This window comes from Sorangium sp. So ce1504 (genome assembly GCF_051521635.1).
In the GTDB taxonomy this organism is placed as follows: Bacteria; Myxococcota_A; Polyangia; order Polyangiales; family Polyangiaceae; genus Sorangium; species Sorangium cellulosum_B.
This window is the reverse complement of record NZ_CP150365.1, coordinates 2,512,151-2,535,718: the sequence shown is the minus strand read 5'-3', so window position 1 is coordinate 2,535,718 and position 23,568 is coordinate 2,512,151. Positions and strand designations below refer to the sequence as shown.

19 protein-coding genes are annotated in these 23,568 nt (G+C 72.8%); 5 read left to right on the top strand and 14 right to left on the bottom strand.

The genetic code is table 11. The features are described 5' to 3' along the window. Nucleotides 1-144 precede the first annotated feature (144 nt). Nucleotides 145-1,266 (top strand): multiheme c-type cytochrome, encoded by a 1,122-nt coding sequence (locus tag WMF39_RS09785; protein WP_437745264.1) that lies wholly within the window; start codon nucleotides 145-147, stop codon nucleotides 1,264-1,266. Between the two features lie 148 nt (nucleotides 1,267-1,414). Further along, nucleotides 1,415-3,046: a hypothetical protein gene (locus WMF39_RS09780; protein WP_437745263.1), complete on the top strand. Its 1,632-nt coding sequence runs from the start codon at nucleotides 1,415-1,417 to the stop codon at nucleotides 3,044-3,046. Nucleotides 3,047-3,136: 90 nt separating this feature from the next. On the opposite strand, the gene WMF39_RS09775 is transcribed toward WMF39_RS09780, so the two are convergent. Continuing rightward, nucleotides 3,137-3,541 (bottom strand): GFA family protein, encoded by a 405-nt coding sequence (locus tag WMF39_RS09775; RefSeq protein ID WP_437745262.1) that lies wholly within the window; start codon nucleotides 3,539-3,541, stop codon nucleotides 3,137-3,139. Nucleotides 3,542-3,859: 318 nt separating this feature from the next. Here WMF39_RS09775 and WMF39_RS09770 point away from each other — a divergent pair, with 318 nt between their 5' ends. Continuing rightward, entirely contained in the window at nucleotides 3,860-4,429 is a 570-nt protein-coding gene (locus WMF39_RS09770) for a hypothetical protein (RefSeq protein ID WP_437745261.1), read from the top strand. A 251-nt stretch (nucleotides 4,430-4,680) separates the two neighbouring features. Here the strand turns inward: WMF39_RS09770 and WMF39_RS09765 are convergent, their stop codons facing one another. From WMF39_RS09765 to WMF39_RS09720, 10 genes are all read right to left on the bottom strand, one after another. After that, entirely contained in the window at nucleotides 4,681-5,184 is a 504-nt protein-coding gene (locus WMF39_RS09765) for a hypothetical protein (protein ID WP_437745260.1), read from the bottom strand. Nucleotides 5,185-5,280: 96 nt separating this feature from the next. Further along, the gene (locus WMF39_RS09760) at nucleotides 5,281-6,261 is read right to left on the bottom strand and encodes a hypothetical protein (protein WP_437745259.1); all 981 of its coding nucleotides are present in this window, start codon (nucleotides 6,259-6,261) and stop codon (nucleotides 5,281-5,283) included. Between the two features lie 38 nt (nucleotides 6,262-6,299). Beyond that, nucleotides 6,300-7,364, bottom strand: a complete 1,065-nt coding sequence (locus WMF39_RS09755) for a hypothetical protein (protein ID WP_437745258.1) — start codon at nucleotides 7,362-7,364, stop codon at nucleotides 6,300-6,302. Beyond that, on the bottom strand, nucleotides 7,361-8,074 hold the full coding sequence (locus WMF39_RS09750) for a hypothetical protein (protein ID WP_437745257.1): 714 nt from the start codon (nucleotides 8,072-8,074) through the stop codon (nucleotides 7,361-7,363). The genes WMF39_RS09755 and WMF39_RS09750 overlap by 4 nt, the downstream gene beginning before the upstream one ends. Before the next feature lie 220 nt (nucleotides 8,075-8,294). Then, entirely contained in the window at nucleotides 8,295-9,674 is a 1,380-nt protein-coding gene (locus WMF39_RS09745) for a DUF5050 domain-containing protein (protein WP_437745256.1), read from the bottom strand. Between the two features lie 568 nt (nucleotides 9,675-10,242). Beyond that, a complete protein-coding gene (gene purK, locus WMF39_RS09740; RefSeq protein ID WP_437745255.1) occupies nucleotides 10,243-11,433 on the bottom strand; it encodes a 5-(carboxyamino)imidazole ribonucleotide synthase in 1,191 nt (396 codons plus the stop codon). A 65-nt stretch (nucleotides 11,434-11,498) separates the two neighbouring features. After that, the gene (gene purE, locus WMF39_RS09735) at nucleotides 11,499-12,002 is read right to left on the bottom strand and encodes a 5-(carboxyamino)imidazole ribonucleotide mutase (RefSeq protein WP_173427451.1); all 504 of its coding nucleotides are present in this window, start codon (nucleotides 12,000-12,002) and stop codon (nucleotides 11,499-11,501) included. Nucleotides 12,003-12,119: 117 nt separating this feature from the next. Next, on the bottom strand, nucleotides 12,120-12,446 hold the full coding sequence (locus tag WMF39_RS09730; protein WP_437551368.1) for a TerB family tellurite resistance protein: 327 nt from the start codon (nucleotides 12,444-12,446) through the stop codon (nucleotides 12,120-12,122). A 261-nt stretch (nucleotides 12,447-12,707) separates the two neighbouring features. Then, nucleotides 12,708-14,465: a hypothetical protein gene (locus WMF39_RS09725; RefSeq protein ID WP_437745254.1), complete on the bottom strand. Its 1,758-nt coding sequence runs from the start codon at nucleotides 14,463-14,465 to the stop codon at nucleotides 12,708-12,710. A 30-nt stretch (nucleotides 14,466-14,495) separates the two neighbouring features. Then, entirely contained in the window at nucleotides 14,496-17,123 is a 2,628-nt protein-coding gene (locus WMF39_RS09720) for a HEAT repeat domain-containing protein (RefSeq protein WP_437745253.1), read from the bottom strand. A gap of 189 nt (nucleotides 17,124-17,312) precedes the next feature. On the opposite strand from WMF39_RS09720, the gene WMF39_RS09715 reads away from it, so the two are divergent. Next, the gene (locus tag WMF39_RS09715; RefSeq protein ID WP_437745252.1) at nucleotides 17,313-18,314 is read left to right on the top strand and encodes an LLM class flavin-dependent oxidoreductase; all 1,002 of its coding nucleotides are present in this window, start codon (nucleotides 17,313-17,315) and stop codon (nucleotides 18,312-18,314) included. A gap of 239 nt (nucleotides 18,315-18,553) precedes the next feature. On the opposite strand, the gene WMF39_RS09710 is transcribed toward WMF39_RS09715, so the two are convergent. Then, a complete protein-coding gene (locus tag WMF39_RS09710; protein WP_437745251.1) occupies nucleotides 18,554-19,411 on the bottom strand; it encodes a hypothetical protein in 858 nt (285 codons plus the stop codon). 547 nt (nucleotides 19,412-19,958) lie between these two features. Beyond that, on the bottom strand, nucleotides 19,959-20,747 hold the full coding sequence (locus WMF39_RS09705; protein WP_437745250.1) for an FkbM family methyltransferase: 789 nt from the start codon (nucleotides 20,745-20,747) through the stop codon (nucleotides 19,959-19,961). Nucleotides 20,748-21,225: 478 nt separating this feature from the next. On the opposite strand from WMF39_RS09705, the gene WMF39_RS09700 reads away from it, so the two are divergent. Next, nucleotides 21,226-22,179: an alpha/beta hydrolase family protein gene (locus tag WMF39_RS09700; protein ID WP_437745249.1), complete on the top strand. Its 954-nt coding sequence runs from the start codon at nucleotides 21,226-21,228 to the stop codon at nucleotides 22,177-22,179. Here the strand turns inward: WMF39_RS09700 and WMF39_RS09695 are convergent. After that, nucleotides 22,158-23,564 (bottom strand): PQQ-dependent sugar dehydrogenase, encoded by a 1,407-nt coding sequence (locus tag WMF39_RS09695; RefSeq protein WP_437745248.1) that lies wholly within the window; start codon nucleotides 23,562-23,564, stop codon nucleotides 22,158-22,160. The genes WMF39_RS09700 and WMF39_RS09695 overlap by 22 nt on opposite strands. Nucleotides 23,565-23,568: the final 4 nt, after the last annotated feature.

Genomic DNA, 23,568 nt, shown 5'->3' with positions numbered 1-23,568 from the left:
GCGCGCTCGACCCGGGTCGGGGTCACTCAGGGCCGGGCTCCACCGCAGTCGCCCAGCGTCGCGCGGGCGCCTCGGAGGTGACGCAGCGGCCGGGGTGTTGTAACCGCAACGATCGCTGTGCGGCGCTGTGTACCTGGCCTCGGCTTGCTGGTCGCGGGCGCCCTCGCGGGCGCGTGCGCTGCCGCGCCGGACGCGCCCGCGCGGCCGACAGGCGACGTCGAGGCGCCGGCCGGCAGCGCCCTGCCTGGGGCCGCGGAGGCGGCGCGGGTGCCCATGCCGAGGCCGGCGCGGGCGCGGCTCGGGGCGGCGGCGATCGCGAACCATGCCTGCGAGGGGTGCCACGAGGAGGCGGCGCGGGAGTGGCGCGCGTCGCTCCACCACCGGGCGAACACCGAGCCGGCCTACCGGCGGGCGTTCGCGATCGAGCCGATGCCGTTCTGCCGGGCGTGCCACGCGCCCGAGGCGAGGCCGGAGGAGCCAGAGCCGGAGGCGCTCGGGGCGCTCGGGGTGGGGTGCGTGACGTGCCACGTGACGACCGACGGCGAGGGCGAGCTCGCGGGGCAGGCGGTGGCGCCGGTGCTCGCGGCGCCGTGGGCGGGGCGCGGAGCGCCGCCGGCGGCGCCGCACGCGGTGATCCGGGACGCGCGGTTCGGGGGCGCGGACGCGTGCGCGGCCTGCCACGAGTTCGCGTTCCCCACGGCGCGAGGGCGCTCGGCCGCGGAGCTGATGCAGTCGACCGTCATCGAGCACCGCGCGTCTCCGGCCGCGGACCAGCCCTGCGCGGCGTGCCACATGCCCCGCGGGCCGGGGGGGCGGCGCGGCCACGGGTTCGCGGGATCGCGGGACGAGGCGCTCGTGCGGAGCGCTGTGGCGGTGACGGCGCGGCGGCTCTCGGCGACGCGCGTGGCGGTGACGCTCGCGCCCGCGAACGCGGGGCACGCGTTCCCGACGGGGGATCTGTTCCGGAGGCTCGAGGTGTCGGCCGAGGCGCTCGGGCCCGACGAGCTGGTGCTGGGGCAAGCGGAGCGCTACCTGACGCGGCACTTCGCGCTGCGGCCCGGGGCGATCGGGCGGAAGCTCGTGGCCGACGACCGGGTGCACGCGGAGCCCGTGACGGTGGATCTCGACGTCGGGGCCGCCGGCGAGGGGCAGACGATCGCGTGGCAGGTGGCCTACCAGCGGGTGGCGCACCCGAACGGGGTGGACCTGCGCGACGCGGAGATCGAGGGCGAGATCCGGGTCGCGTCAGGGAGGCTCGCGCCATGAGCGGACGAGGGATCGGCGCGAGGCGGAGCAGGCCGGCGTGGCGAGCGGTCCGGGGTGGTGAGCGGCCGGGCAGCCGGCGGGTCAAGGATGAGAGCATGGGAGCGCGGCGCGGCAGTCCGGCGCGGCCGTGCCTGGAGGAGGACGAGCGATGATCGGGCGAAGGGCGTGGAGGGGGCTGGGCGGGCTCGTGATGGCGATGGCAGGGTGTGTACCGGCGCCTGCGCCGCAGGCCGCGGACGGGCCGCGCGCGGAGGCCGCGGCGCAGGGGCCGGGCACGGCAGGCGCGGCGGGCGCATCGAGCACCGCGGGCGCGCCGGGCGCGCCGGGCGCGGCGGGCGGGGTGAAGGCGGACGAGGCGGCGAAGCCGGAGCCGCCGCCGAAGTCGGCGTTCGCGCCGGTGGCGCAGATCCCGGAGGAGGTCGAGCTGCGGCTGCACCCGGTGGAGGGGGCGCTGCTCGTGTCGACCTCCAACCTGACGATGCTCGAGGGGGAGCAGACGGCCGTGGCCGCCGCCGTCGGCGTGCTGAAGGAGGGGAAGATCGAGTTCCCGAAGCGGCTGCACCTGCCGGGGTGGTGGGTGTCCGTGATCGGCGTCCACGGGCGCTATCCCGACCAGCTCGACCTGATCGCGACGGGCACGACGGGCCGCACCGGCGTCGCCGAGCACTACGCGCTGGGGGCGAAGGGCTGGGTGCAGCGCGTGAGCGACGCGGGGCAGTGGTTCACCGGGGTGGCGAGCATGGGCAGCTCGCTCGTGGGGCTGGTGGGGCCGACGATGATCGGGCCCTCGAGGTTCGTCACGCTGCGCGGGCCCAGGGTGGGGCTGACGATCACGCCGGCGCCCAAGAAGGGGGAGTGCCGCGGGTTCGACTTCGAAGGGGCATCGCGTTACTCGGAGACCGAGGTCCGCCCGGAGGCATTCGGGGCGACGCGCGATGGGACCGCGCTGAGCTACGGGCTCGACTGCAAAGGGGAGAGCGCCCTGGAGGTCTGGAAGCCGGGCGAGAAACGCTCGACCATCCTGCCCATCCCGGCGCCATCCGACGAACAGAGCGCCGACGATGTGCGCACGCTGATCCTGCCGGGCCCCGGCGACGGCGAGGCGTGGATCGTGGACGGGGGCGTGCTCCGCTACCAGGGCGGGGAGGCGAAGAAGATCGACCCGCCGGCGAAGGGCGCGCGCGTGCTCACCGCGTCGGCGGCGCCGGACGGGACGCTGTGGGCGCTCACGGACGGCGCGCTGTTCGCGCGCAAGGGCGACGCCTGGGAGCAGGCGCCGCTGCCTGACGGGGTGAAGGCCCGCGACGTGGCCGTGGGGAGCGACGGGGCGGTGTGGGTCGCGGCCGGCGGGGCGATCCTGAAGCACGGCGGCGCCAGCGAGGCCGCGGGCGCGGCGCCGGGGACCATCCAGCTCCAGAAGGGGCCGCCGCCGAAGCCCAAGGAGAACCGGACCTTGCCCAGGCCCGGCGGGCCGAAGTGCCCGCAGAACCTCGTGGTGCTCTACACGTTCAGCAAGACGGCGCCGGACGACTACGACTTCCCGCTGACGCGCAAGGCGCTCAAGGGACGCACGGAGTTCTCGCCGGCGCGCTTCGTGGTGACGCGCGACATGGGGCAGCGCTTCTTCGCCGCGTTCGTGCCGACCTGGGATCTCGCCAAGAAATTGGAGGAGCGGATCAAGACCGATGTGCAGGGCTCGACGCCGCAGATCGTGTGCGCCAAGCCGGAGGTGGTGCGGGAGCTCAAGCTGGATCTGAAGACGGGAGAGGTCGCGAAGTAAGACGGCTGAAGACGGCGCGGCGGGGGCGCCGGCGTGCGGCGGCGCCCCCGTCGATGGGCCCCCGTCCGCCGCAGCCAGCGGCGGCGCCGTTCACAGGTGCCGGGTCTCTCCCGGCGGCGCGCCCCAGTTGTTGTTGCGTCCGTCGGCGTACCGGATCGGCGCGGCGATGAGCTCCTCGAGATCCACGCCGTCCAGCGAAGCGAGCTGGACCGCCACATAGTCGCCGCCGATCGCCTCGACATACCCGCGCCCGAACGAGCGCACGCCGCAGTGTCGACAGAACAGGTGGTGCCCGAACTTCATGCCGAACTGGTAGTCGCTCAGCGCGTCCTCACCCGCGAGCAACCGGAACGCGTCCGGCTTGAGGATCACGTTCCAGTTTCTCGTCTTGGTGCAGATAGAGCAGTTGCACTTGTTGGTTCCAGCGCTCAGGTCGATGTCGGCCTCGAAGCGGACCGCGCCGCAGTGGCAGCTCCCTGTATAGGTCTTCTTCATGTGCAAACCTCCTGGCAGGATGGGCGTTCGCGTTCGAACGCGCGACCACCTGAAGGCCTGACGGTACCCGAATCCGCACCGGCGGGAGCCCCCTTCGAAGCGCCGCCGCGCGGTCTGGAGGCGCGCTGCGCCGGCGGCGCCGGGGCGTCCATCAGCCGAGCCGCGGGTTCGTCGCCCTGACACACGTGTCATGCCGCTCGGCGGGCGCCTGGCACAAGGCGTCAGGAGCGCCGGCTTCTTGCGCCCGCGCAGGTGGTCTACCCGTTGCTTCGCCAGCGCCTCCATCCACGGCGGTCCCGCCGGAGAGAGGATGGCTCCATGACCTTATCTCTTTTTTCCCTCGTCCCGCTCGGCCCTTGCGCCCGCAAGGCCGCCGCGCTCGCCGCCGGGTTCGCCGTGACCGCCGCCATGGCCGGCTGCATCATGAACCCGAAGCAATGCACCGAGATGGCCTGTAGCGACACCTTCACCATCACCGCCGCGACGGCGAACAAGAGCTGGGCAGCGGGAGAGTACACGCTGGAGCTCGCGGTGGACGGCAACGCGGTGTCGTGCGCCTACAGCTGGACGAACACACCGAACGTCGGCGGCAGCGGCGTGTTCGTCCAGTGCAGCCCGACCGTCAGCGTCTCGGTCAACGCGGTGACAATCTGCACGGAGACGAGGCACGGAGACGCCGTCTCCCAGAGCTGCGTCCCGGCCCCCGGGCAGTTCACCCAGCAGCTCGCGGTTCGTGGCACGCCGGCGCGCGTCGACGTCGTCGTGCGCCGGGACGGCGCGCTCCTCGGAGAGCGGAGCTTCAGCCCCGCGTACCGGACATGGTACCCGAACGGCGAAGACTGCGGGCCTGGGTGCCGACAGGACGCGCAGGACTGGGCGCTCCCGTAGCCGCCGGCGCCGGAGGGGCGCCGCAGCGCGCCTGACGACGCGGATGAGCCCGTAGCGCACGAAGATGCGCCCCGCTCTACAGCGGTTTCCGCCCCCCTCTGCACCATCCAGAGCAGAGCGGCAGCAGAGCGGCGGTCTCCCGCACAGGAGACGGGCCCAGATCGGCGTTTTTCGGCGCGCAAGCGCACTCCGGTGCGCTGAGCACCGAAAACGTCGAGGTGGGCCCGTATCCGAAGCGGGTGACCGTCGCTCTAATCCCAGCGAGCGGAGAGGACGCCTCTCATCCGGTCTATCCGCAGCGCCCTCTCCAGGGCGCGCCCCTCGTAGGCGCTCAGGAGCGCGGGGAGCGCCTGCCGGGCCAGCGCCAGCAGCGCGCGGCGGCGGACCTCCTGATCGAGCCTGCCCTCGACGACGATCTGGCTGAAGGCCAGGGCGAGGATCGCCTCGTCGCGGGTGAGCAGGCCGTACTCGTCCTCTTCGCCGAGCGCCTCGACCTCGGCCGCGTCCACGGCGTCCCAGCCGGCATTGCCGACCTCCCAGCGCTCGAGGAGCGCGTCGAGGAGCTCGATCGGGCTCTTCTTCGGGTGCTCGTCGCGGAAGTCGCGGAAGGCGGTGAGGGTCTCGTGCGCGGTCTCGTTGCCGAACGGGGCGGTCTCGTCGGTGAGCGACCAGAAGAACGGGTCGGCGAGGGCAGCGGCGGCCCGTGGGTGGCAGTCGTCGGGGGAGAGGTCGGGGAGCTCGGGCGCTTCGGTCATGGGAGAGGGCTTTCCGTCGGGTGAGGCGCTGGCGCGCCGCGCCGCCACCTTACCGCGTCGGCGCGCCCCGTCCGAGCGCGGCGCCCTCCTCCCCCGTCATTTCCAGTGCCACTTGCCCTTCCCCTTGCCCTTGTGCTTGTGCTTGTGGATGACGAGGACCCGGCCGTCGTCGTCATCGTCGTCGTGCACCACCACGGTCGGCTTGACGTCGACCTTCACGGCCCACGTGGTCGCCACCAGGATGCCGATCACGGGCGCGCTCGGGCCGACCACGATCACCGCGCCTGGACGGTAACCGCAGAGGACCACGTGCGTGTGCCCGCCTTCCTTGAGCACCACCGTGATCTTGGTCGGATTGACCTTCACGTCGAGCTTGCCGGTGAAGTAGAGCCGATCGGGCCCAGGCGCGAGCACGATGACGTCCGGCCCCGACGACGTCTGGATCGCGAGCTTGATCTCGCGCTCGCCGATCGGCACCGGCTTGAGGTTGAGATCCAGCACGTACACGCGCAGATCGCCGCTCTCCTTGTCGGCGACGATCTCCACGATGTCGTCTCCGACCGGCTGGAGCACGCCCCCGTTCGGCCCCTTGGTCCCGTCGAGCTGGGTGGTCTGGTGCTCCCTGGCGCTCTCCTGGAGCTCCCGGGTCCCGCCGCGCGGCACGTGCAGCACCCCCTTGAACGGCTCGCCCTTCACCTTGAGCTCGTAGCTGACCTCGGTCAGGTCGTCCTCGAGCGGCGGGAGCTTGGCCAGCAGCACGCCCCCCGACTTGGGCTCCGGCACGAGCGCCGCGCTCATGGGGGCTCCGCCCTTGCCAGGCACCTTGACCGAGACGCTGCCCGACACATCCGCCGCGATGGGCTTGCCGTCGCGATCCTTCACGAGCGCCGTCACCTGCCCGTCCTGGGCCACCGTCATGACGACGGACCCGGGCTCGTGCTGCTCCGTCAGCGCCCAGTTGTCCTCCATGCTCTCCGCCGTGATCTGCGGCGACTTGCTGCAAGCGGACGAGACGAGCGCCGCGGAGGCGACCCCGAGCGCGACGACCATGGACCGGAGACAACGTTGGATTCGCATACACCCCTCTTTGGCAACACCTTGAAGGCGCGATCGCCTCATACCTGCTTGCGCGTCACGGACCAGATGAAGCCGTCGTACCAGAAGTGCATCAGCGCGACGGTCTGCGTGATCGACCACAGCGCGCGGTCGTCCGCCGGCGCGAGCTCGGCCCAGACCCCGTACACAAGGACACCCCCGAGGAAGACCGCCACCGCGATCGGCGTTCCGGCCCGGAGCGCGTCGAGGCGCAGCCGGCGGCGGAGGCGGCCGCCCTCCGACCACCAGACGAGCGCCAGGTACTGCACGGCGTGGAACAGGTTCATGATGAAGAAGGCCTGTCCCCAGGGGTTGAAACCCCACGTGTAGATCGAGCAGAGGCCCGTGCTGACGAGCAGCCACACCTTGGGGAACGACACCCGATAGCCCCGCCGGCATATCGCGCGGTAAGCGAGCGCGTAATAGATCAGGTACGACGTGCCCGCGGCGATGACGGCCCAGCTGAGGGCGCGGTGGCTCGACGTCATCAGCGCAGGGACGGCGGTGAAGAAGGCGGGGCCCACGCCCTCGAAGGCGTCGAAGCTCTGGAAGTGGAGGAGCATCGTCGCGCCGCCCAGGATGGGGCCGGCATAGAGGACGAGGTTGAGCCAGAGATCCAGCCGGCGGCCGAGCGCCGGCGCGTTCCCCGCGCGCGCGTCGTAGATGCGCCCGAGGCCGAACGTCTGGAGCGCCGAGTGGTAGACGTCCCAGAACACCACGAGGACCGACACGCAGGCGACGGCCCACATGGACAGCATCATCGCGGCGAACAGGGCGACCGGCGCCACGAGGAAGCGGAGCCGGTGCCGCCGGAAGATGTCCGCGTTGCCGTGGCTCCGGAGGAGCACCGCGGCGAGGTGGCCGTGGATGAGCGTGCCGATGAAGAGCCCCGCCCACGTGACCTTCTCCCCATGAAGCCTGAACGTCGCGTCGGCGAACGGCGTCCCCGCGATCAGGGCGCCCGCGGCCAGCGCGACGAGCGGCGGGAGCAGGAAGAAGGCCCAGTCGTACCAGGGGCCGACGATGTACGCGGCCCGGCCCACACCGAGCAGCGCAGCGGACGCGGGCTCGGCCCGTGCGCTCATGCGGGACGTGGGGCCGCCGCGGGCCGCGGCTCCGGTGCTGCTGGCGAGAAGCCGATCGTCCATCCCTGCACGACGAGGTGATCGACGAGCGACAGCAGGAAGAGATTCACGCCGAGCATCTCCATCGACTCCTCCACGAAGTCGATGAGCGCGTAGATCAGGTTGTCGCTCCCGGCCCGCTCGGTCCAGTACCCGAGCGGTAGCTCCAGGACGAGGGCGCCGATGACATAGATCCCGCCCGAGAGGAGGAATCGATTCCGCGTATCTCGCGGGAGGTGCGAGAGGAACTGGAGGTATGCGACCGCGAACATCGCCACCGCGGCGGCCGCCGGGATCACCCAGCTGAAGTACAGGACCCCGCCCAGATCGAGCCAGGAGCTCGCCGCTTCATGGATCTCGACCACCTCGTCGAGCGAGATGTAGAGGAACGCCGCGGAGAGCCCCCACCAGTGCTTCACGAACTTACCCGTGCGGCGGGCGCCGACGGCGATGACAGCGAGGGTGAGTGAGCACACGAACAGCAGCGACGAGGTGTACCACGTGGGCACATTCTGTTCGTAGCTCAGCGAGAACAACGGGACGACGCCGCTCTGGCTCCTCAGGTGGAGGAGCGGCTTGAGCACCTCGACGGCGAGCCCGGCGCCCGCAATCACCGCCATCACGGCGAGCAGCGCGACCTGGAGCCGGGCCCTCGGGAGGGTGATCTGCATCGAATGAGAAGAACTACGCCAGGACGCCGGACACGGTCAACGCGTAAAGCAGCCGACACCGGCGCAGCGGGGCGGCGCAACGCGCCCTGGCGAGCGGCCTCGGGAGCGCTCGCCATGCGCTCTCGAGCCACTTCGGTTCAATGCGGTGAGGGCGAACAGGCTCCCTCCGCCGCGTTCGCCCCTGCTGTCCTGCTGCCCGCAATCGCCGCCGGACGCGCGCTCAAGGAGCGCTGTAGGACACGATCTGGCCTTCGAAGCGGTAGTCACCGCCGTTGGTCCAGAACACGTCCTGACCTTCCGGGGCGAGGATGCGCCAGGCGAAGTGCTGGCCGAGCGCGAGCACGACGGTCGTATTGCTCGCGAGATCGTGGGCCTGGACGCTGCGGTTCCGGCTCATGTCCGTCGAGAAGAGCGTCGAGCCCCTGAGGGCCAGCCCCGCCATCGAGCCCCCCCGGTAGATCAGCGTCTTCGCCCCTCCGGCGATCGGCGCCTTGAACACGCCGCCGTCACCGGCGTTGGCCCAGTAGACGAACTGCGCGTCCACCGCGATCCCGGCCGGCTCCCCCTCGTTCTCGGCGATGACGGTCACCTCCCCGCCCGACTTCGCCACCTTGTAGACCTTGTTCGTCGTGGCGCCGCCGGTCCAGTAGATGTTCTCTGCGTCCTGCGCCAGGTACTCCGGCGCGCCGGCGCCCTGCGCGAGGACGACGGGCTCACCGCCGTCGAGCGGCATCTTGTAGATGTTGTGTCCGTCGCCATCGCCGAAATAGACGGACGACTCGTCTCCGGTGACGCTCAGCACGTAGCCGATCTCGACCAGCGTCTCCATCTCCAGGGTCGATTTGTCGACGCGCTTGAGCGCCGAAGGGATGACCGGATCGTTGTCTCCGCCGCTCGCCCAGTACACGTGGGAGGCATTGACCCACAGCGCCTTGGGGTCCGGATCCGCGGGGGTCATCGCCTCCACCTCGGTCGTGCCCGGCTTGACGCGATAGACGTAGCCGTCGTTCGAGTCCGCGGGCGCGGTGGACTCGGTGCCGCCGCTCGCGAAGTAGAGGTAGGTGTCGTCGGCGGCGAGCGCCATCGGGTAGGCGTGCTGGCTCGCCATCACCCCCGCCGGGATCATCCCGGCGTAGAAGGTGCCAACGGAGGTGGTCTCCGTGATGAGCTCAGCGGCCGAGACCTCGTGACGCTCGAGCAGCGTGAAAGCGTCGGAGCCCGTCGGCGCGGAGAAGCCGTAGGCATCGAGGACGGTATTCTCCCCGAGCTCCGCCTCGAGCTCCACGGTGATCGGCAGCGTGAGCTTGATCGGCTTGGCGAACGTCTGCCCCTCCGGACCGAGGCGGTACGTGGGCCCTACCGCGCCTTCGCGGGCGTCCACGATGTTCTCGATGGTGAGCTCCGTCGCCGCGCTGACCGCCCCCGGCGGCACTTCGATCTTGAATCCATCATCCCCGGTGAAGACCCCGCCCTGAGCGTCGACAGAGAACTGGGGCTCAGTCTCCTGCGTGGCGTCGTCGCCCGCGTCCGCCCCCCCGCACGACACGCTGCCCAGCCCGCCCGCTACACACGCCAACACCATGAATGAGTTTTTTTTCATCGACTTGCTCCTCCTCGGGCGGTCACCGCCGCCCAAGGTGGACAGGGTTGCAAGCAGGGGCACGGCCGGAGTCTCCACGGTCGTGACCCGTCAAGAATCGAAACTGCCACAGCGGCGCCTCTGTGCGAGATATTCGTTGAAGTCCAGGGCGTGTGTTCAGATCAAATGCATCCTATATCGATGTTTCGTCCCGATAGCCAGTGTGCGTGATTCCGCCCTGGCCAGCGTGTGCTGCCCCTGTGGCCGAAGACACAGTGAGATGTCTCCGCACGAGCGCTCGAGACCATTGAATCCGCCGAGATCGCTTGCGCGCGGCCGCGGCGTCGCCGTCGCGCCCAGACGCCGGCCGCTGCGCAGTCGACGCCGAACCTGAGCGCGAGAGAACACACCTCCCTACCCTCCAGGGCCATCCCGAACATGCAGTTGCGCCGCGGCTCACCGGCGGCTCATGAATCGACGCGAACGGGACGAGTCCCTCGACCGTCGACGTGATGGCGCGGCGCGCGCCGCGCCACCCTGGGCGGCAGCGGAGAGCGTCGTGCGCCGGCGGAGGCCCGCCGGCGGCGCGTCAGCGCCCGGGGAGCGGCAGCCCGGCCTGCGCCGAGAGCCGGGCCATCGCGAGCTTCGCGGCGACGAGCGCCTCCTCCGGGGTGCGGCCCGTGGCGGAGAGGTGACCCATCTTGCGGCCGGGGCGGGCGACCCGCTTGCCGTAGAGGTGGAGCCGGACGCCCGGGATCTCCAGCGCGGCCTCGAACGGGGGCGGCGCGCCGCCGAGCCACACGTCGCCGAGCAGGTTGAGGATCGCCGCGGGGCGGACGATCTCGACCGAGCCGAGCGGCAGGTCGCACACGGCGCGGACCGCCTGCTCGAACTGGCTCGTCGCGCAGGCGACCTCGGAGGCGTGGTAGCTGTTGTGGGGCCGCGGCGCGAGCTCGTTGATGAGCAGGCGGCCGTCCTTGAGCAGGAAGAGCTCGACGACGAGCAGCCCCTCGACGCGCAGGCCGACCGCGAGGTCGAGCGCGATCTGGACCGCTTGCCCCGTCACTGCGGCCGAGAGCGGGCCCGGCAGCAGCGACCAGTCGAGGATCTGGTCGACATGGTGGTTCAGCGCCGGCGGGTAGACCGCGAGCTTGCCGCTCGGGCTCCGCGCGACGAGCACCGAGAGCTCGGCCTCGAGGTCGAGCGCCTGCTCGACCACGCAGCGCTGGCCGCCGAGCGAGGCGAAGAGCGACGCGGCCTCGCCCTCGAGACCGCCGGCGCCGCCCGGCGACGCGTCCCCCGAGAGCCGCAGCTGGCCGCGGCCGTCGTACCCGCCGACGCACGACTTCACGAAGCACGCCCCGCCCATGGCGCGCGCCGCCTCGAGGAGCTGCTCGCTCGTCGCGACCTCGCAGAAGGGCCCCACCGGGAACCCGTTGCGCGACAGCCAGCCCTTCTGGACGCCGCGGTCCTGCACCATGGCCAGCACGTCGGCCGACGGGCGCACCGGCGCGAACCGGGCGGCGGCCACGAGGCCGTCCGTGGCGACCTTCTCGATCTCGAGCGTCACCACGTCGCACTGCGACGCGAGCTCGGCCGCCTGAGCTACGTCGTCGAACGAGGCGACGATGCAGTGATCGAGCACCGAACGAGCCGGGCAGTCCGGGTCAGGGTCGAGGGCGTGGACCTTGTACCCGAGCGTGCGGGCGGCCAGCGCCGTCATGCGGCCGAGCTGGCCGCCACCGAGGATACCGAGCGTGGAGCCGGGAGCGATGGGCATTTCCGGAGGACCTGTACGAGGGGGAGCAAAACGAGGCCTGACGAGGCCTGACGAGGCCTGACGAGCTAGACGATGACCGAGTCGCGTAGCACCGCCGCCTCCTGGGCGCCGCGGAAGGCGGCGAGGCGCTCGCGGAGCTCCGGGTGCTTGCCCGACAGGACCGCCGCCGCGAACAGGGCCGCGTTGGCCGCCCCGGGCTTGCCGATCGCCATCGTGGCGACGGGGACGCCCTTCGGCATCTGGACGATCGAGAGCAGCGCGTCCATGCCGTTCAGCGCCGTGGCGGGGATGGGCACGCCGATGACGGGCAGCACCGTCTTCGCGGCGACCATCCCGGGCAGGTGGGCGGCGCCGCCGGCGGCGGCGATGATCACCTCGATCCCGCGCTCCGCGGCCGTGCTCGCGTACTCGAACATCCGGTCCGGCGTGCGGTGCGCCGAGACGACGCGCACCTCGTGCGGGATGCCGAGCTGCGTGAGCAGCTCGCTCGTGACGGCGAGGTGCTCGTAGTCGCTCTTGCCGCCCATGATCACGCCGACCCAGGGCTTCTCGGCCGAGCTCGCTCCCATTTCCGCCGGGGTCCGGCCCTCGCCGGCCCCTCCCTGCGCCATCGTGCTCATCGTTCCACCGCTCACCGGCTCATCGTCCGTCCGTCGTCCGTCATCCGTCGCCCCCCCCCGCCCGCGTCAGCGCGTGAGCTGATCCAGGAGGCTCAGGCTCTCGCGCTCTTCCTCGCCGATCTCGCCGTCGGACGAGATCATCTCGCGCGCGGCGTTCAGGAAGAGCTGCCGGTGCGCGCGCGGGATCTTCATCGGATCCACGTCGTCGGCCGCGGGCGGCACCTCGAGCCAGCCGCGCACCTGCTTGGCTTCCTCCGCGTCCAGGTGGAGCCGCAGGATCATCTTGCGCACGAACTCGCGCTCCTGGTCGCGCACCTGGAGGTCGGCCCAGGCGAACGAACAGATGAACCGCATCAGCTGGAGGCGTTCTTCGCGAGAAAGCTTGTCGAGCATGGGCGGGGACTCTAGCCCGGATCCGCCAGCGTTTTGTGTGGAAATCAGCGAGCCGCGCGCCGCGTAAGGGGATTCCCGGTTCCTCGCCTTTCCTCCTTCCCGCGCTCGCGCTGCCGCGCTTTCGCCTTCCCGCGCTCGCGCTGCCGCGCCCCCGCATTCGCGTTTCCGCCCGCGCGTCCTCCTGGTGGGCTGGTGGGTGGGGCCGCGCGCTCCAGCGCGGTCGCCGCAGCCCCCCCCGCCCGGGCGCCCGCTCCTCGCCGCTCAGCGGTACGGGCGGGCGGCGCGCGGGCCGCGCAGGAGCGCCGCCACGTGCAGCTGCTCGCCGAGCAGATCGCGCAGGGTGGCGGGGTCCTCGAGCGGGGCCGGCAGCGTGATCACGATGGCGTGCGGGGCGATCCGGAGCGCGCGCGTGCGGGCCTGCAGGCCCTTGACCGCCTCGCGCGCCCTGGGCGAGGCGGCGCGCAGCTGCTCGGGATCGTCGGGATCGAGCGCCGCGTCGAGGGGCGGATCCACCACCAGCGTGATCTCGGAGCGCTCGGGGTGGGGGCCTCGCTCGAAGCAGGTGTCGACGTGGAACGTCGCGCCGTCGACCTGCGCGTCCCGGATGCGCATGCGGCCCACCTCGAAGCGGCCGTGGACCTCGGCCGCGAACCGCTCCCAGGCCGCGCGCATCCCCGCCATCGGCGTGGGCGGCGGGATGCGCTCGTTCGCGGCGCCGATCTCGGCCGCCAGCGCGGCGAGGTGCTCCAGGAACGCGCCGAGCCAGGGCTGATCGTGGCCCGGCGTCCGCGACCGGACCGACACGTGCTCGTCGTCCAGCCGGACGTCGTCGAAGGCGAGCAGCGCCCGGCGCAGCGGCCCCGCGACCACGGCGCGCACCTGGCCGGGATCGCGCCCGCGCACGCGGTAACGGCGGCCGAAGCCCTCGTCGTCCTCGGACGACAGCGCGAGCAGGAAGCGCTTCACGCCGACCTCCAGGTCGAGCCCCCACGACGGCCAGCGCAGCTCGCCCACGAGCGCGCCGCTCGACGAGGAGCCCGCGTCGATCCACACCGACGCCGCGGCGCCGGAGAGCGTGCCCGAGAGGCGGAGCTCCAGCGCGTCGAGGGACAGGCCGTGGCGCGCGCCGACCGCTTCCCAGACGGCGCGCCACCTCCCGGAGCCGATCTGCCGCCGCATCGCGCCGAGGCCGGGCGGGCTGTCGAAGACGCCGAGCACGAGCGGCGTCGTGTGGACGACGCCGTCCGCGCGCGCGAGATCGACGCGCACCTCGAGCCCCCAGACGAGGGCGACCCAGCCGGCGTCGAACGACGGCGCGACGGAGCGGGGGATCCTGAACCGGAAGGGCAGCTCCCGCCCCTCGTCGCGGCTGTCCGCGCGGCGGAAGGCGGTGAAGCGGTGCGCCTCGGTCGCGCGGTTCGGCGCGGAGCGGTCGGCGCTGAGGAGGCGCTCGACGCCGACCAGCGAGATCTCGATCCCGCGCACGCCGCGGCCCTGCACGTTGCCGAGGGCCACCGCCCCCGAGATCTCGTCGCCCGGCGCGAAGACGCGATCGTCGAGCGAGACCTCGACGAAGGGGCTGTCGCCGCGCGCCGTGGTCCCCGCGGCCGGCGACCGGCCCGGGCGGGTGACGGGGCGGGGCGTGACGAGCACCTCGTAGGACTCCTGGACGTCGAGCCACCACGGGATCGCGATGGAGAGCGTGAGGCCGTAGCGGATCTCGGCGCGCGTGCCGAGGTACGAGCAGGGCGCGTCGGCCGGGACCGGGAAGCTCGCGCGGTAGCGCTGCTCGCCCTCCGGCAACGTCGTCGGCCCCGAGACGCGGGCGACGAGCGAGAGGAAGTGGGGCGGCACGAGGACGCGCTCCTCGACGCGGGCGACCTGCATGCCCTCCAGGTGGAGCTCGATCGCGTCGACCGGCGTCCTCCCGCGGCAGCGGAGCACCAGCTCGACGAGGACGACGTCGCCCGGGTGCACGGTCCTGGACATCCGGAGCTCGACGTCGGGTCGGGTTCGCATGGTGTCCGGCTCAGCGCGGCGGGCGCGGGCTCACTTCACGAGCGGGGCCGGCACGGTGAGGCGGATCGGCCCTCGGGGAGCGCCGCGCTCGAAGATCTCTCCGCGCCGGTCCGCGACGCCGAGGCGCAGGAGCCCGTCCGCGCGCACGAGCGCGAAGGGCGCGCGCGGGGCCGGCGCGTCGCGCACCGAGCCGCCCCGGCCCGCGTCGAACGGGACGATGAAGACCACGACGTCCTCGGCGCCGGCGGCCGGCGCGCGGGGCGGCGCGGCGCGGGCGCAGCGCCCTGCGACCGCGGCGTTCCTGTCCTCGGCGGCGCAGCGGGCGAGCGCGCGGCGATCGTCGTCGGCGCCGCTCCGCGCGAGGTGGTCGGCGGCCGCGAGGCGGACCGCCTCCGCGGGGTCGCGCGCGAGCAGGTCCCGGGCCGCGTCGCCGTCGCAGCGGGCGCCGGCCACGGTGAGGGCCGCGAGCGCGTTGGCCCGCACGTAGGGGCGCGCATCGGGGAGCGCCGCGCAGAGCGCCGCGGCCGCGCGGGCCGGCTGCCCGAGGCGGCCGGCGGCGCGCCCGATCGCGCCCGCCGCGTTGCCCGCCACGGCGGCGTCGGGGTCCTTGAGGAGCGGCAGGAGCAGCGGCAGCGCGTCCTTGTCCCCCGCCGCGCCCAGCGACCAGATCGCGTTGGCGCGGACGCCGGGATCCGGATCGCCCGCGAGCTTGCGGAGCGCGGCGGCGGCCTCCGGGTGCCCCGCGAGCGCCTCGGCGATCTTGCGGCGATCGTCGATGGGCGCCGCCGAGGCCATCCGCGCGAGCGCGGCGCCCGCGGCCTGCCCCGGCATGCGGCCGAGCCCCTCGATCAGCGCGTCGCGCGCGGCGTCCGGCGCGCTCGCGATCGCGGCCGCGACCTCGTGGACGAGGCCCTTGCCGCTCGCGTCGCGCGCGGCCTTCGCGTCCGCCGCGCCGCCGGCGTCGTCCGCGCGCGACAGGGCGCCCGAGAGGGCGATGCCGAGCGCGCCGCGGTCCTGCTCCGCCGCGACCGTGAGGCGCTGGAGCAGCGGCCGGGCGCTCCCTGGGCCGGCGACGCGGGAGAGCGCGATCGCCGCCCGGAGCCGCACGTCGGCCGACTCGTCGTCGAGCGCCGCGAGCAGGGCGGCGTCCACGGCCGCGCCGAGCTGTCCTGCAGCGCGCGCGGCCCCGAGCGCCTCGATCACGGCGAGGCGGAGCGGCGTGGAGCGCGCCTTGGCGAGCGGCAGCAGCGCCGCCTGCGCGCGCGGCGACCCGGTGCGCCCGAGCAGCTGGACGAGGGCGAGCTTCTCGTCGGGCGCGGTCGCCGGGTCGACCAGCAGGGCGCGCGCCGGGTCCACCGCGCGCCCATCGGGCCGCGCTGGATCGAGCAGCGCGGTCGCGGCGCGGATGGCCTCCGCGCGGACCGCGGGGTCGCCGTCGCCGAGCAGCTCCAGCACGCCGGGCAGCGCCGCGGGATCGCCGAGCGCGCCAAGGGCGCGCAGCCCGTGCCGGAGCGGGACGACGCCCCGCTGCATCCCCCGCGCGAGCGCGGGCAGCGCTTCCCTGGCCTTGAGCTCGCCGAGCACGAGGGCGGCGCCCGCCGCGGTGTTGGCCGACGGCGCGGCCGCGAGCGCCGCGACGAGCGCGGGGACGGCCGCGGCGCCGGCGCTGACGAGGGCGTCGCGGACCGCGGAGCGCGGCGCCGCGGGGTTGTCCTTCGCGAGCGCCGCGAGCAGCGCCTTCACGGCCGCGTCGGAGCCGATGCGGCCGAGCGCCCGGAGCGCCGCCTCCCGCACGTCGTTGCTCGAGGTGGCGCTGTCGGACGGCCGCGCCCCCGGGAACGCGCCCGCGGCCCCCGGCGACGCCGTGACGAGATCGGCGATCGCCGACGTCGCGTCGTCCGAGCGCAGCCGGCCGAGGGCGGTCACCGCCTCGACGCGCACGTCCTGGGATGCGTCCTGGAGCGCGAGCAGCAGCGCGCTGACCGCGCGCTGGTCTCCGAGCTCTCCGAGCGCGCGCGCCGTGGCCTTGCGGACCTCCGGCACCGAGTCCTGCACCTTGCCGATCAGCGGCACGACGGCGCGCGCGTCGCCGATCCGGCCGAGCGCGCGCGCGACCTCCGCGCGCACCTCCGGCGCGGTGTCGTCGAGGTGGCCGAGCAGCGGCGAGACCGCGTCCGGGAGCCCCGCCGCGCCCATCGCGGCCGCGGCGGCGAGGCGGACGTGCGGGTCGGGATCGCCGAGCACCCGCCCGAGCGCGACGACGGAGCGGTCCGTGGGCGCCGCGCGGATCACGTCGCAGGCCGCGAGCCGCAGGCGCGCGTCGCCCTCGCCGAGCCACTCGATCACGAGGTCCCCCGCGCGCGGCATCCGGAGGCGCACGGCCGCCCCGGCGAGGTGCAGCCGCACCTCGACGTCCGGGTCGCTCATGCCCCGCTGGATCAGCCTGATCGCCGTCTCCGGGGCGAGCTCGCCCACGCGGGTCGCGGCCAGGCGCCGCTCCAGGGCGTCGCCCGACGTGAGCGCCCGCGCGATCTGCTCCGGCACGTTGGGCCAGAGGGTCGCGGCCGCTCCCCCGGGCGACGCGACCGCGGCGGCCGAGGCGGCGACGACGAGCAGGACCTGCGGTAGGCGGCGCAGCGGCGAGGACGAACGGCGCACGAGCCGAGCGTAATACAGCGGGCGCGGCCGCGTCATGGCGTTCCAGACGGCTCGAGCGCCGCGGGGCGCGCTGGCGGGGCCGCGCGCTGGCGGGGGCGCCTCCTCGCCGCGATCGCGTACGAGCCGCGCCGGTCCCCGAGCGCTCCCGCAACCGTCCGTGGCGTGCAACAGTCTGGCGAGGTGTCCAACATGATTCCGTTCTCCGTTCTCGACCTTGCCCCGATCGTCCAGGGCGGAGATGCCGCGCAGGCGCTCCGCAACTCGCTCGATCTCGCGCGCCACGCCGAGCGGCTCGGCTATCACCGCTACTGGCTGGCCGAGCACCACAACATGGGCGGCGTCGCCAGCGCCGCGACGTCGATCGTGATCGCGCACGTGGCCGCCGGCACCTCGACGATCCGCGTCGGCGCGGGCGGGATCATGCTGCCGAACCACGCGCCGCTCGTGATCGCCGAGCAGTTCGGCACGCTGGCGTCGCTCTTTCCTGGGCGCATCGATCTGGGCCTCGGGCGCGCTCCGGGCTCCGACCCGATCACCGCCCGCGCGCTCAGGCGCAACCTGGCCGGCGACGCGGACGGCTTCCCCCGGGACGTCCTGGAGCTGATGGGCTACTTCCGCCCGGCGGAGCCTGGCCAGCTCGTGCAGGCCGTGCCCGGCGCCGGGCTCCGCGTGCCGATCTGGATCCTCGGCTCCAGCCTCTTCGGCGCGCAGCTCGCTGCGGCGCTCGGCCTCCCCTACGCCTTCGCCTCGCACTTCGCGCCGGGCCAGATGACGCAGGCGATCGCGCTGTACCGCAGGGAGTTCCGCCCCTCGGACGAGCTCGCAGCGCCCCGCGTCATGCTGGGGGTCAACGTCGTCGCGGCCGGCACCGACGAGGAGGCGCGCCGGCTGTGGACCTCGCTCCAGCAGGCCTTCGTCAACCTGCGCCGTGGCCGGCCGGGGCCCTTTCCTCCGCCGGTCGACGATTTCGAGCGCGACCTGAGCCCCCTGGACCGCGCCGGCCTGGAGCAGGCACTGGCCTGCTCGGTCGCCGGCTCGCCCGAGACCGTGCGGCGGTGGCTGGACGGCTTCATCGTCCGCACCCGCGCCGACGAGCTCATCGTGAGCTCACCGATCTTCGACCACGCCGCGCGCGTGCGCTCGCTCGAGCTCACGGCGGCGGTGCGCGACGAGCTCGCCCGCGCCGGGTGAAGCGCCTTGCCCGGAGGCGCGGGCTCGCGCCGGGCGGGAGCAGAGAGCTTCCTCACCGACCGGGGGGCGAACCTCGCGCTCGAGCCCCTGCGGCGGGAGGTGACGGGACTGTTCGGTACCGGTCGACGCAGCCGAGCGATGCGTCGACCCGGGTCGGGTAGCAGGCGGGACCGCAGGCGCTCACCGGGGGCGCCCAGGCGACCCGTTGACGGAGGGATTCGTCGACCGTCGTGCGGGATCTACTGGATGCACATGACGTGGGCCGTCTTGCCGTTGCTCACGGTCACCTTCCACCAGTGGGTGCCGGGGTCATAGGTGACGAAGACGCCGTCGTCCCAGGAGCTGGTCCGGAAGCGTCCAGCGACGCCCGTGAGGAAGCATTGCGTGCCGAGCGGGCTCGTGCCGTGGTCGATTGCCTGGACGAGGTTGTGCGTGGCCGTGCCGGAGCTCGGCGCGATATAGGTCCAGAGCCCGATGCCGGTGCCGGGGCTGACGTCCACGCAGCTGCCGTCGCCTATGGCGTTCCCGGTGCCGCCGATGTACCAGTTGGTACCGTCGTTCCAGACCTGCACGCTGTCGCTGGCGGCCTGCCATTTGTCGCCCCCGTTGTTCCACACGCTCATCAGGCCACACCGCCGGTTGGCAGTGACCGGCGCCATGACCTTCGCCGCCTGTCCGGAACTCCACCGGATCTCCCCCGTCCTGTTCGCGATGCTGGGAACGCAGAGGGCGGTCGCCTTGACCTTGGCGCCCTCGTAGCTGCCCTTCGTTCGAAAATACCAGCGGCCGCTGAAGGTCCAGAGCCCCGCAAAGCCAATGTTGGAGGTGTCGTTGGCATTGAGGTCACCGGCGACCCCGGAGAGGAAGCATCTCATATCGTCGTCTGATCCGATGTCCCATGACGGCGTATCGTCACCTTCCGTCGCCCGCGACCAGCCCCAGTAGCCGCCGAATGCCTGCTCGGCCGTGCCGACCAGCTCGTCGTCCACCAGCTCGTCGCCCGCCTGTTCACCCGTGGCCGCTACGCAGCCGATTCCCATGAGCAGGACAGGGAGGATGCACGAGAGCTTCCAGAGTTTGTTCGATACGTTCTTCATATGTATTCCATCGATAGGGGTCGTGCAGCTTTGACGACGCTTCAAAACTGATCCATGCAGCGGCGCTTTCGTGGTCCGCGCCCGAGCGTGCAGCGATATTCGATCGAGCCCTGGGTCACGGTCCCGCAACGCGTGGATCAGGTGAAGAGCACTGCTGAAGGGACAAAGCAACAGGCGCGCCAGCTCTGGCGCCCCGCGGTGCTCGCATGCGCAGCAGCGCCAAACTCGGGTCACCGCGGCGCCAGAGCGTCGCAACTACAGCGGCTGCAGAGCGAGAGGGCTGCTGCGCCACGCGTCGCCAGGCGGAGCTGCGTTGAAAGCTTCTGCTGGACTGAAGCGCATGTCACGGTGCGGCCGTGACATGTCACGTGACATGTCACGGTGCGGCCGTGACATGTCACGGCGAAGCCGGCGGCGATCCAGTCAGGTGAGCGGCAGTCGTTTCTGGGGAGTCGACCGAGCTACTCGCGCACGATCCGGACGCTGCTCCTCGAGTGAATCCTGATTGCCGTGGGTCGAGCACGTGCGTGCTCGAAGATCGGCGAGCTCACGATGAGCTCGTCGGCGCGGGCGCGGGCGATGAAGGCGTCCAGCCACCGAGGCGGGCGTAGACGTCGCCCGATCCCGATCCGAGGGTCCGCGACGCGAGGAAGCGGCGGATGCCATCCGCGTCGAGCCACGCCGTTTCGCCGAGGACGAGGCTCTCTCCGCGGGACCAGTTGTAGCGGTAATCCCCCAGCGAGGTGAGCCGCTCGACGCACTCGATCGCGATCTCCCGCGCGGCGGGCAGGTATTCGAACGAGAGCGCGGGCAGCGGCCTCGAGAGGCCCGAGAGCACCTCGGCCTCGAAGCCTTCGACGTCGATCTTCACGAAGGCGGGAACGCCGAGCTCGTCGATCAGCGCGTCGAGCGTGCGGACCTCGACCTCTGCGCCCTCGGACCATCTCACGCCCCGGAACGACGGATCCCTCCGCACCTTGTCGATCCAGGCGCGCGACAGCGTCGTGACCGTCGGCGCGCGCTCGCTGACGAAGAGGCGCGCTCGTCCCGGCGCCCGACCGAGCGCGGCGTGCAGGACGACGACGTCCCCGTCGCGCCCATAGAGGCCACGAAGCAGGCGGACGAACGCGGCCTGGGGCTCGACGGCGACGACGCGCGCGCCGAGACAGCGGAACGCGCGGATGCGATCCCCCGCGTGCGCGCCGACGTCGAAGCAGAGCGAGCCCGGCGTCACGAACTGCCCGTAAAGACGAGCCATCCGGCCGCCGCGGAGCGGCACGCCGTAATACATCGCGAGCGAACGCGCGATGCCGAACCAGCTCTCCACGCGCGTCATCACGCTCCTTACCGCCCCGCGGGTCGAGCCCGGAGCGTCGCAGGCCCCACCCGGCGGCCTGGCGTACCTCGTGTCGTCATTCCGCGGCGCAGCTCCGATCGTGAGCCGCCGCGAGCGACGGTAGCACGGCGCCCGCTCACCCGCCGCGTGCCCGCCGCTCCATGGGGAGCGTACCGATTCTACGTTACCGAGCGGCCGTTACGTCCACGTCCGGCGCGTCCGTCCGCTCGGCGAAGGCGACATCAACGGCTTCACTCGAAGCCGGGGAGGATGCGCGGCGAGGCGGATGGATCCGTAGCGGCGCGCGACGGGTCCCAGCCGCCGGCGTCACCGGCCGTGGCTGCGGGTCCACGGGGCGTCGGTGTTACCCCACCATCGGTCACCAAGGTCGGGGTGGTCGTGCCGGTGAGCTCCTGATAAACGGACGGGCATCGTCCTTGGTCTTCCCATCCCCCCGACACCGTCCGGAGAAACGAGCATGAGTCGATTCGTGGGCTACCGCAGCCTGACCGTTCGAGATCCGATGAACGACCTCTCGTTCCCGGTCCTCGTGATGTACCCGACGCACGTCCCTGCCGAGGTCGTCGCCATGGGGCCTTACTCGCTCGAGGTGGCCCGGAACGCGCCCGCGCACGGCGGCCCTTTCCCCTTCGTGGTCATCTCGCATGGCGGCGGCGGGACGCCCCTCGGGTATCGGACGCTCGCGTCCCACCTCGCGCAGAGCGGCTATGTCGTCGCGATGCCCGAGCACCCCGGGGACAATCGCAACGATCGGTCCCTGACCGAGGCGGTCGAGAACCTGGAGCGCCGGCCCCGGCACGCCCGGCTGGCGGTGGACGCTGTCTGCTCCGACGCCGAGCTCGGGCCTCGCCTGCTGGGCGACGACATCGCCGTCATCGGGCACTCGATGGGTGGCTACACCGCGCTCGCCCTCGCGGGCGGGCAGCCCTGGACGGGGCCGGGGCAGAGGGTCGCGGTCACGAAGGACCCGCGCGTCAAGGCGCTGGTCTTGATGGCCCCCGCGGCGTGCTGGTTCGTGCCCAACGACGCCTTGAAGGACGTCGAGGCGCCCATCCTCCTGCTCGTGGCGGAGCACGACCGCATCGCGCCGCGATGGCAGGGGCAGCTCGTCCTCGACCTCGTCCCTGACCCGGCCCGGGTCACGTTCGAGGTCGTCGAGAACGCGAACCATTACTCGTTCCTGAGCCCGTTTCCTCCCCAGATGCGGCGCCCGGACTTCCTGCCCGCGATCGATCGCGCCGGGTTCGATCGCGAGGCGTTCCACCGTCGGCTCGAGCGCGACGTGCGCGAGTTCCTCGACGCGGCGCTGCGGCGGAGCCCTTCGTCGCCGCCACGTCGACAGCCCGTCCCGGAGGGAGCAGGCGACGCGCCGGCGGCCGTGGAACCACCTCACCCCGGATCGAGCCGGTAGACGCGCCCCGTGTTGAACATCACCACGTAGACCTCCCCGGCCGCGTCCTCGCCGAACGAGGACGGGAGTCCATTCGGGTTCAACGCCGAGGTCAGCTCGGCGGGATCGGTCGCTGCCTTGCCGTCCCACACGAAGGAGAAGAAGCGGCCCGTCACGTAGTCGGCGTACAGGTAACGGCCGCGCAGGCACGGGATCTTCGCCCCGCGGTAGACATAGCCGCCGACGATGGAGCCCGCCTCGCTCCGCGGGTGCTCGACCGCGGGCGGGAGGCCGCGCGGCTTGCACGTCGCGCCGGGAGGGTAGCAATGGGCGCCCTCCATCGCTTCCCAGCCGTAATCGTTCCTGCCCTGGCCAGGGCGCTCCACCAGGATCTCCTCCCAGCTCTTCTGGCCGACATCGCCGATGTACATGTCCCCGGTGAGCCGGTCGAAGCTGAACCGCCACGGGTTCCGGAGCCCGTAGTCCCAGATCATCGGGTCACCGCTCGTCATGTTGCCCGCCGGCGCCTTGCCCGGCTGATCGACGTCGATGCGGAGGATCTTGCCGAGCTTCGAGGTGAGATCGGCCGCGGGGCTCGGCGATCGCGCGGAGTCGCCGATCGCGGCGTAGAGATGGCCGTCCTTGCCGAAGGCGAGCATCCCGCCGACGTGGTTCCAGGCGCCGTGCTTCACGTCGACCAGCGACCTGACCGGCTCGGGATGGGCGGAGTCGCCGCCCTGCGCCGCGCGCTTCCACTCCTCGATCACCACGTTGCCGCGCGGGGCCGACGAGTAGTGGAGCCAGAAGCGCCCGTTCTTCTCGTAGTCCGGGTGGAACGCGAGCCCGAGCAGGCCGCCCTCCGCGTTCGGCGCCGGAAAGAACACGCGCGAGCGCACGTCGAGGAACGGCGCCTGCTGGACGGCGCCGCCCTTGATGAGCCGGACGACCCCCGTCTTTTCGAGCACGAGGAGGCGCGACGGATCGCCGGGCGGCCCGGCGACATACGTCGGCTGCTCGAGCCCGCTCGCCACCAGGGTGAGCTTCAGCTGCGGGACGCCCCCGCACTTCGCTGGGCGAGCGAGATCCGCGGCGCTCGCGGGCGCCCCCTGCGCCGCGGGGGCGCCTTGCGCGGCGGGCGCCCCCTGCGCGGCCGGCGTGTCTTGCGCGGCGAGCGCCGCGCCAGGCGCCCCCGTGCCCCCCTGAGCCGCCTGGACCGGGCTCCCCGCCGTGGCATGGCCGGGAGGGCCGCCCTCGCGAGGCTCCTCGGGCGGCCCCGCCACCTGCACGCGCCTGTCGCAGGCGGCTACACTGCCTGCGAGCAGGAGGCACCAGGCGGTCCGATGGCACGCTCTCGTCACATAGGCAGCGCGCCCCACGACGCGCCGGTGGCTCGGTCTCTCGGGCAAGCGG

What these genes read in the sequence shown, in the direction of transcription:
- purE (WP_173427451.1), bottom strand. Translation starts at nt 12,002, where the DNA reads ATGGGAGCGAGCTCGGCCGAGAAGCCCTGGGTCGGCGTGATCATGGGC.
- WMF39_RS09705 (WP_437745250.1), bottom strand. Translation starts at nt 20,747, where the DNA reads ATGACGCGCGTGGAGAGCTGGTTCGGCATCGCGCGTTCGCTCGCGATG.
- WMF39_RS09725 (WP_437745254.1), bottom strand. Translation starts at nt 14,465, where the DNA reads ATGCGAACCCGACCCGACGTCGAGCTCCGGATGTCCAGGACCGTGCAC.
- WMF39_RS09775 (WP_437745262.1), bottom strand. Translation starts at nt 3,541, where the DNA reads ATGAAGAAGACCTATACAGGGAGCTGCCACTGCGGCGCGGTCCGCTTC.
- WMF39_RS09755 (WP_437745258.1), bottom strand. Translation starts at nt 7,364, where the DNA reads ATGAGCGCACGGGCCGAGCCCGCGTCCGCTGCGCTGCTCGGTGTGGGC.
- WMF39_RS09710 (WP_437745251.1), bottom strand. Translation starts at nt 19,411, where the DNA reads ATGAAGAACGTATCGAACAAACTCTGGAAGCTCTCGTGCATCCTCCCT.
- WMF39_RS09750 (WP_437745257.1), bottom strand. Translation starts at nt 8,074, where the DNA reads ATGCAGATCACCCTCCCGAGGGCCCGGCTCCAGGTCGCGCTGCTCGCC.
- WMF39_RS09700 (WP_437745249.1), top strand. Translation starts at nt 21,226, where the DNA reads ATGAGTCGATTCGTGGGCTACCGCAGCCTGACCGTTCGAGATCCGATG.
- WMF39_RS09760 (WP_437745259.1), bottom strand. Translation starts at nt 6,261, where the DNA reads ATGCGAATCCAACGTTGTCTCCGGTCCATGGTCGTCGCGCTCGGGGTC.
- WMF39_RS09745 (WP_437745256.1), bottom strand. Translation starts at nt 9,674, where the DNA reads ATGAAAAAAAACTCATTCATGGTGTTGGCGTGTGTAGCGGGCGGGCTG.
- WMF39_RS09730 (WP_437551368.1), bottom strand. Translation starts at nt 12,446, where the DNA reads ATGCTCGACAAGCTTTCTCGCGAAGAACGCCTCCAGCTGATGCGGTTC.
- WMF39_RS09780 (WP_437745263.1), top strand. Translation starts at nt 1,415, where the DNA reads ATGATCGGGCGAAGGGCGTGGAGGGGGCTGGGCGGGCTCGTGATGGCG.
- WMF39_RS09765 (WP_437745260.1), bottom strand. Translation starts at nt 5,184, where the DNA reads ATGACCGAAGCGCCCGAGCTCCCCGACCTCTCCCCCGACGACTGCCAC.
- purK (WP_437745255.1), bottom strand. Translation starts at nt 11,433, where the DNA reads ATGCCCATCGCTCCCGGCTCCACGCTCGGTATCCTCGGTGGCGGCCAG.
- WMF39_RS09715 (WP_437745252.1), top strand. Translation starts at nt 17,313, where the DNA reads ATGATTCCGTTCTCCGTTCTCGACCTTGCCCCGATCGTCCAGGGCGGA.
- WMF39_RS09770 (WP_437745261.1), top strand. Translation starts at nt 3,860, where the DNA reads ATGACCTTATCTCTTTTTTCCCTCGTCCCGCTCGGCCCTTGCGCCCGC.